This window comes from Camelimonas fluminis, assembly GCF_014656355.1.
In the GTDB taxonomy this organism is placed as follows: Bacteria; Pseudomonadota; Alphaproteobacteria; order Rhizobiales; family Beijerinckiaceae; genus Camelimonas; species Camelimonas fluminis.
Genome location: NZ_BNCG01000004.1, coordinates 233971 through 246525 on the forward strand (window position 1 = coordinate 233971; position 12555 = coordinate 246525).

Below are 12555 nucleotides of genomic sequence, written 5' to 3' on the forward strand. Positions count from 1 at the left end.
GTTTGCCGGCGCGGCGGGTCCGGACGTCCCCCGATGCGGGAATCGTAACCGGATCTGCAAGGCGGCCGCAATTGGTGGCGCGGCTGTGGGCCGCCGCCGAGCGTCACATGAGCGAAATCGAAACGGCCTTGGCGGCGGCGCCTGGCGACGGCGCTGCCCGCGAACGCGAGGCGAAGCTGATGGCCATGCTGGTGCGGGTGGCCGCCGGCCTCGCCGCGCTGGAGCGCACGGTCGCCGGCCAAATGTCAGGCAGGGAGGTCCAGGGCGATGACGCTGGCGCAGGACTGCCCGACGATATCGACGGATTCCGCCGCGAGCTTGCGGAGCGCATTGCTGCGTTGCGCCGACGCGGGGCTGTTGACGACGTTTCTGGATGAGCTGTCGCCGGGCGCCCTGGCGCGGCTGGCCGCCGACTGGCCGCTATTCGCCAGGCCTGACCAGATGCCTCCGCCAGGCGACTGGACCATCTGGCTGATGATTGGCGGGCGCGGCGCCGGCAAGACCCGGGCGGGCGCCGAATGGGTGCGCGGCATGGCCCTGGGCCTGCAGCCGTTTGCCCTTGCGCCCGCTGGACGCATTGCTTTGGTGGGCGAGACCTACGCCGACGTGCGCGACGTCATGATCGAGGGAGTCTCGGGACTGCTGTCGCTTGGCGGGGCAAGCCGGCCGGCCTGGTCGCCCGCGCGGCGTCGGCTGGAATGGCCGAACGGCGCCATCGCCCAAGCATTTTCCGCTGAGGATCCGCAAGGTCTGCGCGGTCCGCAGTTCGAGGCGGCCTGGTGCGATGAGTTATGCAAGTGGCGCAACGCCGACGAAACCTGGGACATGCTGCAGTTCGGCCTGCGTCTTGGCGCGCATCCACGACAGCTGGTCACCACGACGCCCCGGCCGATGCCGCTGTTGCGCGCCCTGATGACGGACCCGCGCGCCGTGCTGTCGCGAGCCCGGACGCGGGACAACGCCGCCAATCTGGCTCCGGCGTTCCTGGAAGCCGTGGTCGGCCGCTACGCCGGCACGCGGCTGGGACGTCAGGAACTGGACGGTGAACTGGTGGAGGAGCGCGCCGGGGCCCTGTGGTCGCGCGTCGCCATTGAGGCCGCGCGGGTGGCGAAGGCGCCGCCGTTCGCCCGCCTCGTTGTCGCCATCGACCCGCCGGCCAGCTCCGGCCGGCGCGCCGACCGTTGCGGCATTGTCGCTGCGGGGCGGGCTGCTGACGGCCTGATCTACGTGCTGGAGGACGCCACCCTGGCCCGCGCCACGCCCGCCGTATGGGCTGCCCGCGCCATCGCGCTGTACCACCGCCACGCAGCCGATGCGCTGGTGGTGGAGGTGAACCAGGGCGGCGAAATGGCGACCGCCGTGCTGCGCCAGTGCGACGCCGCGGCGCCGGTGACGCCGGTGCGGGCGACGCGGGGCAAGTATGTCCGCGCCGAGCCGGTCGCTGCATTGGCCGAGCAGCGGCGTCTGAAGTTCTGTGGAACATTCCCGGAGCTGGAAGACGAACTTTGTGATTTTGGGCCGGACGGCCTTTCCGGCGGGCGCTCGCCTGACCGGATGGACGCGATGGTCTGGGCCGTCACCGCCCTGATGGGCGATAGCGCGCCGCCACGCATCCGAACGCTGTGACGACGGCGCGAGCCTGGATCACGGTCGCATCATGACAATTCAGGGAGAACGCCATGCCGCGTCTGTTGCGCCGGTTGCTGGACCGTCTGTCGCCGTCGCCGGAAGCGCCCGTCGCGCAGGAGCACATGGAGCGCCGGTCGGCGCCGGGCGCATTCGTGGCGTGGTCGACGCCAGGACGGCCGGTGTGGTCGGCGCGGGATTACGGCGCTTTCGCCCGCGAGGGCTTTCAGGCCAACGCCATCGCCCATCGCTGCGTGCGGTTGGTGAGCGAGGCGGCCGCCGCGGCGCCGCTGCTGCTCTATGAAGGCCGGCGTGAGCTGACCAGCCATCCGCTGCTCGATCTGCTGGCCCGGCCCAATCCGCACGAGGGCGGCGGCGTGCTGCTGGAAGCGATCTATGGTCATCTGCTGGTGGCCGGCAACGCTTACGTCGAAGCTGTGCAAATCGATGATGTTCCGCGCGAACTCTACGCGCTGCGGCCAGACCGCATGCGCGTGGTGCCCGGCCCCGATGGCTGGCCCGAAGCCTGGGAATACACCGCTGGCGGGCGCAGCGTGCGCTTCCGCCGCGCCGCCGGTCGCATCAGCCCAATCCTGCATCTGAAGCAGTTTCACCCCGCCGATGATCACTACGGCTTTTCCGCCATGGAAGCGGCCGCGACGGCGCTGGATCTGCACAATGCTGCCTCGGCCTGGAACAAGGCGCTGCTCGACAATGCGGCCCGGCCGTCCGGGGCGCTGGTCTATTCGGGCGCCCAGGGCGTTGGCCTGAGCGACGCCCAGTTTGCGCGGCTGCGGGCCGAAATGGAGGCGCAGTTTCAGGGCGCCGCCAACGCCGGGCGCCCCCTGCTGCTCGATGGCGGTCTCGACTGGAAGCCGCTGTCGCTAACGCCAAAGGACATGGATTTCATCGAGGCGCGATCGGCGGCGGCGCGCGAGATCGCCCTGGCTCTCGGGGTGCCGCCGCTGCTGCTGGGGCTGCCTGGGGACAGCACCTACAGCAACTACGCCGAGGCAAACCGCGCCTTCTGGCGTCAGACCGTGCTGCCGCTGGCGCGACGCACCGCCGCCAGCCTGGCCCACTGGCTGGCGCCCGCGTGGGGTCATGGTTTGCGCCTTGAACCCGATCTGGATGCGATCGAGGCGCTGTCGACCGAGCGTGAGGCGCTCTGGCGGCGGGTCAGCGCGGCGCCATTCCTGAGTGACGGGGAGAAGCGGGAGGCTGTCGGCTATGGGGCTGGCAAGACATGATGAATGTACAACAGTCGTTTTTCTTAAGTATTAATCTCTTGTACATAAGTTGATTTCATGAACTGATCTGTTAAATGATTAATGTTCATGTATGATTTCTGGGGTGGTGAATGAGCGTTGTTTTGTTTTTGTCTGGAGCGACAGGTGATTGTGGACGGCGGGAGCTGGCGAACTGTTGCAACGGATTTCGTAATACGCCGCCCGGTTGGGTGTGGCGGGAGCAGGGGCCGGGCGGCGCGTTGAATCTTGCGCCGGAGGACGCCTGGCGTCGGCAGGGCAGACTGGGCGCCGCGCCGCCGCCGCCCCGGCAGGATGACGACGACGCCAGCGCCAGCCCGCTGCGCAACAACGCGGCCGGCCGGCTGCCAGAACAGATTGCCGCCACAGGCGGGGAACTGGAGCGACCGGCGACTTTTCAGGAGATCGGCGCCTATGAGAACGCCTGCGGCGCGCCTCTGCCGCGCGACTATGTGGAGTTCTTGCGGGAGGGGCAGTTTGCGGCGCCCGTCATGCGCTTCTTTGATGCGCCTGATGTTGGCGGCGGTTTCGACGCGCTACAGTGTTTCTTCGGCTTCGGCTTGCCATGGCCCACCTGCAATCTGGATTACGTGCGGCAGCTCTATGCCGGCGGCGCCCCGGATCGGGTTGTTCCGATCGCTGGCAACGGCGCTGGCGACTATGTCTGCCTTGACCTGCGTGGCGGCGATACGGCCCGGCAGGCTCCGGTTGCACTATGGCGGCTCGATCATTTCTGGCGCGCTGGCGAATGGCGGGAGCAGGATTTCATTCGTCTGGCAGGCAGTTTTTCCGAGTTTGTCATGGGACTTCGACAGGCGCCGCGCCGCAGCGTGACTGGCGAAGGGGCGTCGCGTCCGGCGCCGTCCAGCCAGCGCGCGCCATCACAGGCGGCCGCTCCCTTGATGACCTTCGGGCCGTTGCTCGGGCGCTGGTCCGCCTGACGGCGGTCGTCTGTTTCATGCCCGTCGCGAAGACGCGAATGTTCGCGACCTGTGAAGCTCAAATCAATGTAACGCATTTCACGACAAGAAATGCTGGGCGTAGATCGGGTTCATCAAAGCCGGAATGAGACGAACTCATTGAGTTTTCATGAATCCAGGGGGGGAGCCAGCGATGGGATCAGTTCTCGACGCGTTCGTTTCCCGCGCCGATCTGGCGGATCTTGCGCTGCTGATGTGGGCGGTCGGCGTCACCGGCCTGTTGTTGGTGGCGCTGCAGCAATTGGGCGTCGCCAACCGCCGGTTTGACCTGTTTGTACAGGAACTGGCGCGGTTCAATCGCAAGTTTGGCGACAGGTAGGCGACGCATGACCGCTCATGATGAACCTGGGCAATCGTTATTTCGACGCATTTGTCCGGCGCGATGCGAATGTCCGCTCCGCTGAAAATGCGATGAGTATGGGGGACTGACGATGGGAAGGTTGAAGCAGGCCGCCCGGGCCATGCGCCGCCGCGTCGAGGCAACGGGCGGGGCGCCGGAGCAGCCATTGTTTACGGCGGTCACGGTCGGCTGGGGGCGAAGCCGCAAGCGACATAAGCAGGGCGGCGCCGCCGTGGAGGTGATCGCCACCTTCGTTGGCGTGCTTGGCCGCCTTGAAGCTGCCCAGCCAGCCAACCGCCCGGGGCTCCATCCGGCGCCTTCCGCCGGTTCCGGGATTGCTGTGGAGGGTTAAGCATGGGCGTTCATGTGGCGCCGGATGTTTTGCCCGATGGAATTTTTTCAGGCTACGCCAGCCTGTTCGGGACGCCGGATCTGGGCGGAGACGTCGTGCAGCGCGGCGCGTTCGCCGCGAGCCTGATGCGTCGCGGAGCCGGTCAGGTGCGGATGTTGTGGCAGCATGATCCGGCCCAGCCGCTGGGGCGGTGGCTCGACATTCGCGAGGATGCGCGTGGCCTGCGGGTGCGCGGCCAGCTCAATCTGGCGGTGCAGCGCGCCCGCGAACTGCAGGCGCTGGTGGCCCAGAAGGCGGTGGACGGCCTGTCCATCGGCTTTCACGCCACGCGCGCCAGCCGCGACGGGCGTAGCGGTCTCAGGCGGCTGCTCCATGTTGATCTGTGGGAAATTTCGCTGGTAACCTTTCCCATGCAGCCAGCCGCCCGGATTATCGAAACGCGCGGCGGTGGGCATGAACAATGCCTGCTCGCCAGCATTCACCGCATGACCCGGGCGCTGCCGCCGGGTTAGCGCATTTTCAGAAAGCTGGAGCCCGCTTTTCGTGAAGAAAATGCGCAAGCTTAAAGAGATGTAGTATTTTCGGTGAACTGGACTTAACCGAAAATACTCGGAGCGACAGCTCGCAATATTTCTCCGCTTTGGATGATGTTGACGCCGCCGGCCGGCATGGCCGGCGGTTTTTTGTTGCCTGCAAGCCAGGCGCCCGCACCTAACGATGGAGTGGTCATGACCGCGATCGCCATGCCGGAGCCAGCGTCCCTGATGGAGCACAAGGCCCTCGACGCCGCTCCCGCGACGTCAGACGTCGTCCACGCTTTTGAAGAGTTTTCGCGCAACTTCGCCGCCTTCCAGGAGACCAACGACGCGCGGCTGCTGGCGCTGGAAAAGCGCGCTCACGACGTTTTGCTGGACGAGAAGCTGGCTCGCATCGATGCGGCTCTGGATGAAAGCCGCCGCCGGCACGATCGCGCCGTCCTTGACGGCGCCCGCCCCATGCTCGGTGCGCCGGGGGAGGCTGCCGATCCACTCGAGCGCCAGCACAAGTCGGCTTTCGCCGCTTATGTGCGCAGTGGTGAGGCCGCCGGTCTCAAACAACTGGAAACCCGGGCCCTGTCGGCCGGCTCCGGTCCTGACGGAGGTTATCTGGCTCCGGTCGAGGTGGAGCGCGATGTTCTTGGCCGGTTGGCGGCGTTGTCGCCGATCCGCGGCGTTGCCTCGGTGCGGATGATTTCGGCGGGGACCTACCGGAAGGCCTTCTCCAGAACCGGCCCGGCTGTCGGTTGGGTCGCCGAAACCGCCGCCCGGCCGCAGACGGACGCACCCGTGCTGGCCGAGCTGAGCTTCCCCGCCATGGAGCTGTATGCCCAGCCGGCGGCTACCCAGACCCTGCTCGACGACGCCATCGTCGATATCGACCGCTGGATCGCCGAGGAGGTGGAGCAGGCCTTCGCCGAGCAGGAAAGCGCCGCTTTCGTCAATGGCGACGGCGTCGCCCGGCCGCGCGGCTTCCTGAATTCGGCGAAGGTGGCCAACGCCAACTGGGCATGGGGCAGCCTCGGCTTTGTTGCCACTGGCGCGGCCGGCGCCTTCGCCGCCAGCGACCCGTCCGACGCGCTGGTCGATCTGGTGTACGCCCTGAAGGCCGGCTATCGGCAGAACGCCGCGTTCGTCATGAACCGCAAGACCCAGAGCCTGATCCGCAAGTTCAAGGCCAGCGACGGCAGCTATCTGTGGGCGCCGCCGGCGACGGCGGGCGGCGCGGCCTCGCTGCTCGGCTTCCCGCTGGTGGAGGCTGAGGATATGCCCGATGTGGCGGCGGACAGCTTTTCCGTCGCTTTCGGCGATTTCCGGCGCGGTTATCTGGTGGTCGACCGGGCCGGCGTGAGGGTGCTGCGCGACCCCTATAGCGCCAAGCCCTACGTGCTGTTCTACACCACCAAACGCGTCGGCGGCGGCGTCCAGGATTACGACGCCATCAAGCTGCTGAAGTTCGCGGCCTGAGCTGGAAAGCGCCTTGTCTCAGCGCCAGCCGGCGCTGAGGCCCCAGCCAGCCAGGGTTTCGTCGATCCAGTTGCGTTGTGGGGCCAGGAGCACGCCCTGGGTGGTCTGGCCGCATGGCGTCGATCCCGCGCCCTTCGACCAACTGGTGACGGCGACGATCTCGCCGTCAGCAGCTGTGATGGGACCGCCGGAATCACCGGCGCAGGCTCCGGCGCTTTTGCCCTTCGGCGCGCCGATCCACAGCAGGATCTTGCCTGGTCCCCACGGCTCCACGACCGGCGCGGCGACGGAGCGGAAACGGCCGTCCGCCGGCTGCCGGCCAACCGAACCATAGCCGCCGACGCTAACCGTGGCGCCTGCGCGTGGTTGCGGCCCGACCGAGAGGGGCGCGGGGGCAAAGCGCGACGGGAGCGGTTGCGCCAACTTCACCAGCGCCAGATCGACCGACTGGCGGCGCTGGCGGATGGCGTCCTTCACATATTCCGGATGGGTGACCGAGGCGGCCGGCGTCAACAGCACCGGCTGGCCATTCTCCATGTAATGCACCCGATGCTCGCGCGTCGGATCAGCGCAATGGGCGGCGGTCAGCACGGCGCGGGGCGACACCACCACGCCTGAGCAGACGGCACCGCCGGAGCCCAGCACCATGATCGTGGCGGCGCTCGCCGGCCCGTTGTCGATGGCGCCGCCAATGATGGCGCGAGCAGGCGCTGGCGTCAGCACCAGCGCCAGAACCAGCGCGCTGGCGAGACGACGGTGGTCGACGCCGAAACAATGGGACAGGCGGTTTCGCATGGCTCGTCTCGCTCGTCCTTCCCCGACCCCGGGTGAAGCATTCCAACGGAATTTTGCGGTTGCAATCCAGACCACACGACTGGCCGAAGCATCCACTGCGCCGGGAGGTGAGACATGAATCTGATGCTTGTCAACGGTCCCGCGGTCGAACCGGTAACGCTCGACGACATGAAGCTCTACCTGCGGCTCGACGGCGACGCGGAGGATGCGCTCGTGACGACGATGATCCGGGCCGGCCGCATGACGGTGGAGGCGGCGACCAACATGGCGCTGCTGGACCAGATATGGCGCGTGCGCCTTGACGCCTGGCCGGCGACTGGCTTCGTCGTCCCGGCAGTTGGTCCCCTGAACCGCATCGAGGCCGTGCGACTGGTTTCGCGAACGGGCGAGGCCACTGCCCTCGACGTAACGGCGTTTCGGGTTGATGCGGGCCTGGGGACCATCGTCATCCCGGCGCCCCCGCCGCCTCCATTGCCTGACGGCCACATCGAGATCGACGTGGGCGTCGGCCATGGCGCTGCGGCGGCGGATGTGCCGGAGCCGCTACGGCTGGCGGTGCGCGCCATGGTCGCCTGCTGGTTTGATAATCGCGGCGAAACCCTGACGCCGCGCGGCGCGCCGCTGCTGCCCGATGTGGTGCGCGCCCTGCTGGTTCCGTTCCGGCCGATGAGGCTCGTATGAATGTGGTCCGCATGAACCGCGTCAGCGGCCCGCGCCGACGCCGCATCGTCATCGAACAGGCCGTCGATGCGCCGGATGGCGCCGGTGGTTTCAGCCGTGACTGGATCCCCGAGGCCAACGCTTGGGCGTCATTTCGCCTGGTCCGCGCCGCGCCAGGAGACATGGCTGACCGGCCGGCGCTAACGACCGTCTGGAGCGTCCGCATGCGCTGGCGCGACAACCTTGATGGAACCCGGCGTCTACGCGATGGCGCGCGGATTTTCACCATTCTGGGTGGTGGCGATCCGGACGGTTGGCGGGCGTGGGCAGAGTTGCGCGTGACGGAGGAAACGCCATGAGCGGAGCAGGGAATGGGGGAGATGGGGCGATCCTTTCCCCGGTTCTGGCGTTGCGCGCCGCCGTTCACGCGGCTTTGGCGGCTGATGCGCCACTGGCCGCCATGCTCGGCGGCGCCCGTATCTATGACGCGGCGCCGCGCGGCGTTGCCGGTCTCTATGTGGTGTTCGACGGCGCCGTCGCTCGCGACCGCTCCGCTGGCGCGTTGCGGCGCGAGGGCCACGAACTCGGCTTGACCATCTGGTCCCGCCCTGGCGGCCCCCGGCCGGCGCTGGAGGCGGCCACGCGCATCCGGACGTTGCTCGACGACGCGGATCTGCCGCTGACCGGTCACCGTCTGGCGCTGCTGCGGGTGACCCGCGAGGACGTGCGCCGCGATCCGCATAGCGGCCTGTCGCAGGTGCGGCTGATGCTGGCGGCCATCACGGAAAATCAGGCCCCCTGAGACAGGAGCGTGGAATGGGAGCGCAAAAGGGCAAGGATCTGTTGCTGAAGATCGCCGGGCCAACGCCCGGCGTTTTCGTGACCGTGGCCGGCTTGCGGGCGCGGCAGATCGCTTTCAACGCCGATGCAGTGGATGTCACCAACGCCGAATCCAGTGGCCGCTGGCGCGAGCTTCTGGCCGGAGCCGGCGTGCGGCGCGCCGCCGTCAGCGGGGCTGGCGTCTTTCTCGACGAGGCCAGCGACGCGCTGGTGCGCGAGGCGTTTTTCGCCGGGGATATCCGCGCCTGGCGCGTCGTCATCCCCGGTTTTGGCGGCATCGATGGGCCGTTCCAGATTACCGCCATGGAATATCGCGGCGAGCACGCGGGTGAGGTGACCTTCGACATCGCCCTCGAATCCGCCGGCGCCCTGACCTTCACCCCAGTCTGACGGGAACCGCCATGTCCGCTTCGCCGAATGCTGTTTCGCCAAACCTGTCCTGCTTTCGCCATCTCCACAACCGCCGGCGCGGGGAAGTGGTGGCGACCATCGGCGGCCAGCCGGTGCGACTGCGCCTCACCCTGGGCGCCCTTGCGGAGCTGGAAATCGCCTTCCAGGTCGATGATCTTGCCCAACTCGCGGCGCGCTTTGGCCGGGGGGCGCTGTCGGCCCGCGACCTGCAGGCGATCGTCACCGTCGCCATGCGCGGCGCCGGTCGCTGCGTCACCGACGCCCAGGCGGCTGACCTGCCCGTGGCCGGCGAATTGCCTGGCCTGGCGCGCGCCGTCGCGGAACTGCTGGCGCTGACGTTCGGCGATCGGGTCGCGCCGCGAGCGTCCACGTCGAGGGACGATGCCTCGGGGGAGGGCCTGGATCGCCCTTTTGTCCGGCGGATGCGGACGTGGGGCCGTCGCCTTTTCCCTGGGATGCGGTGATGGCTTTTGGCCTTGGCAGGCTCGGCCTGGCGCCCGACGTCTTCTGGGCGATGACGCCGCGCGAGCTGGCCGCCGCCATGCGGGGGATGGGAGAAGCCGACGTTGCTCCCGGTGCGCCGGCGCGGGCTGATTTCGCCTGTCTGACCCAGGCGTTTCCTGACTGATCCCTGCAAAATGGAGGAGCGCACGATGGATGATCGAGCCATGGATACGGGGGGGCAGGGCTCGTCCTGGGACATCTCGGCGGTCCAGGACGCTGCCGACGCATTCCGCAATCTCGATGAAATGGCCCGCCGGGCTGGTGGGGCGATGACGACGGCTTTCGCCAGCGGAATGGCCGGCGGCAAAAGCCTCGATCAGGTGCTTGTCAGTCTTGGAGCGCGTCTCAGCAATATCGCCCTCAACGCCGCGCTGAAGCCGCTGGAAAGCGCTCTCGGCTCAGGGCTGGAATCCCTGGTGAAATCGCTGGGGTCCGCCCCCGGCGGCGTCATTGCCAGCGCCAAAGGCAACGCGTTCTCGGGCGGGCGCGTGCAGCCGTTCGCCAAAGGCGGCGTCGTCGCCGCTCCGACCTTCTTCCCCATGACCGGCGGCGTCGGGCTGATGGGCGAGCAGGGCGCCGAGGCGATCATGCCACTGAAGCGCGGCGCCGATGGCCGGCTCGGCGTGCAGGCGGCCGGCGGACGCCCCGTCAATGTGACCGTGAACATCGCCGCCCGCGATGTGGAGAGCTTTCGCGCTTCGCGGGCGCAGGTCTCCGCCGCCGTGGCGCGCGCTGTCGTGCGCGGCCAGCGGGCGATGTGAGCATCGGGAGGCGGCATGGCTGATTTTCACGAGGTGCGCTTTCCCGTCGACGTGGCGCTGGGCGCGCGCGGCGGGCCGGAGCGCCGCACCGATATCGTTACGCTCGGCTCCGGCCGCGAGCATCGCAACGCCCGCTGGGCGGATTCCCGTCGGCGCTATGACGCTGGCTACGGAGTCAAGACGCTCGACGCGCTGGCTCAGGTGGTGAGCTTCTTCGAGGAGCGCCGCGGCCGCCTGCATGGCTTCCGCTGGCGTGACCGGCTCGATGATCGCAGTTGCGCCCCCTCCATGACGCCCTCCGCCGTCGACCAGTCACTGGGCGTTGGCGATGGGGCGCTGGCCGTTTTCCAACTGGCGAAAACCTATGGGGGCGGCTTCGCCCCCTGGACGCGGAGCATCCGCAAGCCGGTCGCTGGTTCGGTGCGCGTCGCCGTCAATGGCGTGGAGGCGGCGCCGGCGGCGTTCGCGACTGACCACGCCAGCGGCCAGGTCGTCTTTGCCGCTGGCCATGCTCCGCCCGCCGGCGCCAGCGTCACCGCCGGCTTTCTTTTCGATGTGCCGGTGCGCTTTGACGCCGACGCGCTGGACATCGATCTGGCAGCCTTCGCCGCCGGCGATATTCCGTCCATCCCGGTGGTGGAAATTCTCCCCTGAAACCGTGCTTGAGGAGGCGTCATGCGCGCTGTTCCCGAAGGCCTCGCCGCGCGTCTTGCCGGCGAAACCACGACGCTTGCCCATTGCTGGCGGCTGGCCCGCGCCGACGGCGTGGTGCTCGGCTTCACCGACCATGACCGCGATATTGCCTTCGGCGGCGTGGTCTATGCGGCGGCGACAGGGCTCGAGGCGGCCGAACGCACGGCGGAGCTGGGCTTTGCCGTCGGCGGCGGCGAAGCGGCTGGCGCCCTGACCTCCGTCGCCATCACCGGCGACGACATTATGGCGGGCCGCTACGACAGCGCCCGCGTCGAAATCTGGCTGGTCGACTGGCAAGAGCCACAGCATCGCCTGCTGCTTGATATCGGAAGCATCGGCGAAGTCAGCCGCAGCGATTATGCGTTCACCGCTGAGTTGCGCAGCGTCATGCACCGGCTCGACGAAACCCGTGGCGGCGTCTACCGGGCCGCCTGCGCCGCCGACCTTGGCGACGCCCGCTGCGGCGTCAACCTCGACCGCCCCGAGATGCGCGCCGCCGCCACGGTGACGACGCCCGGCGATGGCCGCAGCAGCCTTCGTTGCGACGAACTCGCCAGTTACGTCAGCGGCTGGTTCACGCATGGCCGGCTCGTCTGGACCTCTGGCGCCAACGCCGGCGCTGCTTTCGCGGTGAAGCTGCATCACGCCCTGGCCGGTGTCATTGAGCTGCTGTTATGGGGCGAGACCGTGCAGCCCATCTCCGCCGGCGATGGCTTCACCGTCACCGCGGGCTGCGACAGGAGCCTGGAATGCTGCCGCGACCGCTTCGCCAATGTCGTGAATTTCCGTGGCTTTCCGCATATGCCTGGCAATGATTTCGCCATTGGCCGCGGCGGCGTGGGCCAGGGCGTCATGGACGGCGGGAGCATGTTCCGGTGAGCGCCGGCGACGACCCCGCCGCCGTACGCGAGGCCCAGCGCTGGCTGGGCACGCCGTATCTGCATCAGGCTTCGCTACGTGGCGTCGGCTGCGACTGTCTTGGGCTGGTGCGCGGCGTCTGGCGTGGGCTTTACGGCGTCGAGCCGGAAGCTCCGCCGCCTTACGCTCCCGATTGGGCCGAGGCTGGCGGTCAGGAGAGCTTTCGCGACGCAGCCCGGCGACATTTGCGCGAGATCGTCCCGTCCGGGGCGGTCGCCGGCGACGTGCTGCTGTTCCGCTTCCGTCCCTGTGCGCCGGCGCGGCATTGCGCCATCCTTTCTGGCGATGGCCTGATGATCCACGCCCATGACGGGGCGGTGGTGGCGGAAGTGGCGCTGACGCGCTGGTGGCGCCGCCACGTGGCCTATGCCTTTGCCTTCCCTGAGGCCGCTCACCGCTGAAAC

The 12555-nt window shown here is 68.2% G+C and carries 19 protein-coding genes; 18 read left to right on the plus strand and 1 reads right to left on the minus strand.

Going from position 1 to position 12555, the window contains the following annotated elements; genetic code table 11:
- Positions 1–107 precede the first annotated feature (107 nt).
- The 8 genes from IE243_RS08080 to IE243_RS08115 all read left to right on the plus strand — a co-directional run bounded on the left by IE243_RS08080 (position 108) and on the right by IE243_RS08115 (position 6569).
- Positions 108–377 carry a hypothetical protein gene (locus IE243_RS08080; RefSeq protein WP_191318839.1) on the plus strand — a complete coding sequence of 90 codons (270 nt, stop codon included), beginning with the start codon at positions 108–110 and terminating at the stop codon, positions 375–377.
- Positions 358–1626, plus strand: a complete 1269-nt coding sequence (locus IE243_RS08085) for a DNA-packaging protein (RefSeq protein WP_244642964.1) — start codon at positions 358–360, stop codon at positions 1624–1626. Before IE243_RS08080 ends, IE243_RS08085 begins: the two co-directional genes overlap by 20 nt.
- Positions 1627–1679: 53 nt before the next feature.
- A complete protein-coding gene (locus IE243_RS08090; RefSeq protein WP_373301613.1) occupies positions 1680–2876 on the plus strand; it encodes a phage portal protein in 1197 nt (398 codons plus the stop codon).
- 239 nt (positions 2877–3115) lie between these two features.
- Entirely contained in the window at positions 3116–3835 is a 720-nt protein-coding gene (locus tag IE243_RS08095) for an SMI1/KNR4 family protein (protein ID WP_191318841.1), read from the plus strand.
- Between the two features lie 172 nt (positions 3836–4007).
- On the plus strand, positions 4008–4193 hold the full coding sequence (locus tag IE243_RS08100) for a hypothetical protein (RefSeq protein WP_191318842.1): 186 nt from the start codon (positions 4008–4010) through the stop codon (positions 4191–4193).
- 112 nt (positions 4194–4305) lie between these two features.
- The gene (locus tag IE243_RS08105) at positions 4306–4566 is read left to right on the plus strand and encodes a hypothetical protein (RefSeq protein ID WP_191318843.1); all 261 of its coding nucleotides are present in this window, start codon (positions 4306–4308) and stop codon (positions 4564–4566) included.
- 2 nt (positions 4567–4568) lie between these two features.
- On the plus strand, positions 4569–5078 hold the full coding sequence (locus tag IE243_RS08110; protein ID WP_191318844.1) for an HK97 family phage prohead protease: 510 nt from the start codon (positions 4569–4571) through the stop codon (positions 5076–5078).
- A gap of 216 nt (positions 5079–5294) precedes the next feature.
- Positions 5295–6569 (plus strand): phage major capsid protein, encoded by a 1275-nt coding sequence (locus IE243_RS08115; protein ID WP_191318845.1) that lies wholly within the window; start codon positions 5295–5297, stop codon positions 6567–6569.
- 18 nt (positions 6570–6587) lie between these two features.
- Here IE243_RS08115 and IE243_RS08120 read toward each other — a convergent pair whose 3' ends face one another.
- Positions 6588–7364: a S1 family peptidase gene (locus tag IE243_RS08120; RefSeq protein WP_191318846.1), complete on the minus strand. Its 777-nt coding sequence runs from the start codon at positions 7362–7364 to the stop codon at positions 6588–6590.
- Between the two features lie 114 nt (positions 7365–7478).
- Here IE243_RS08120 and IE243_RS08125 point away from each other — a divergent pair, with 114 nt between their 5' ends.
- The 10 genes from IE243_RS08125 to IE243_RS08170 are packed head-to-tail and all read left to right on the plus strand — an operon-like array spanning position 7479 to position 12552.
- Entirely contained in the window at positions 7479–8045 is a 567-nt protein-coding gene (locus IE243_RS08125) for a head-tail connector protein (RefSeq protein ID WP_191318847.1), read from the plus strand.
- The gene (locus tag IE243_RS08130) at positions 8042–8383 is read left to right on the plus strand and encodes a head-tail adaptor protein (protein WP_210319811.1); all 342 of its coding nucleotides are present in this window, start codon (positions 8042–8044) and stop codon (positions 8381–8383) included. Before IE243_RS08125 ends, IE243_RS08130 begins: the two co-directional genes overlap by 4 nt.
- Entirely contained in the window at positions 8380–8826 is a 447-nt protein-coding gene (locus tag IE243_RS08135) for a DUF3168 domain-containing protein (protein ID WP_191318849.1), read from the plus strand. The genes IE243_RS08130 and IE243_RS08135 overlap by 4 nt, the downstream gene beginning before the upstream one ends.
- Positions 8827–8840: 14 nt before the next feature.
- Positions 8841–9254 carry a phage major tail protein, TP901-1 family gene (locus tag IE243_RS08140; protein ID WP_191318850.1) on the plus strand — a complete coding sequence of 138 codons (414 nt, stop codon included), beginning with the start codon at positions 8841–8843 and terminating at the stop codon, positions 9252–9254.
- 11 nt (positions 9255–9265) lie between these two features.
- Positions 9266–9739 (plus strand): gene transfer agent family protein, encoded by a 474-nt coding sequence (locus IE243_RS08145; protein WP_191318851.1) that lies wholly within the window; start codon positions 9266–9268, stop codon positions 9737–9739.
- Positions 9739–9903 (plus strand): phage tail assembly chaperone, encoded by a 165-nt coding sequence (locus tag IE243_RS08150; RefSeq protein ID WP_191318852.1) that lies wholly within the window; start codon positions 9739–9741, stop codon positions 9901–9903. The genes IE243_RS08145 and IE243_RS08150 overlap by 1 nt, the downstream gene beginning before the upstream one ends.
- 25 nt (positions 9904–9928) lie before the next feature.
- Positions 9929–10540 (plus strand): phage tail tape measure protein, encoded by a 612-nt coding sequence (locus IE243_RS08155; protein WP_373301614.1) that lies wholly within the window; start codon positions 9929–9931, stop codon positions 10538–10540.
- A 15-nt stretch (positions 10541–10555) separates the two neighbouring features.
- Positions 10556–11194 (plus strand): DUF2460 domain-containing protein, encoded by a 639-nt coding sequence (locus IE243_RS08160; protein WP_191318853.1) that lies wholly within the window; start codon positions 10556–10558, stop codon positions 11192–11194.
- 21 nt (positions 11195–11215) lie between these two features.
- Positions 11216–12112, plus strand: a complete 897-nt coding sequence (locus IE243_RS08165; protein WP_191318854.1) for a phage/gene transfer agent baseplate hub protein — start codon at positions 11216–11218, stop codon at positions 12110–12112.
- The gene (locus tag IE243_RS08170; protein ID WP_191318855.1) at positions 12109–12552 is read left to right on the plus strand and encodes an NlpC/P60 family protein; all 444 of its coding nucleotides are present in this window, start codon (positions 12109–12111) and stop codon (positions 12550–12552) included. Before IE243_RS08165 ends, IE243_RS08170 begins: the two co-directional genes overlap by 4 nt.
- Positions 12553–12555: the final 3 nt, after the last annotated feature.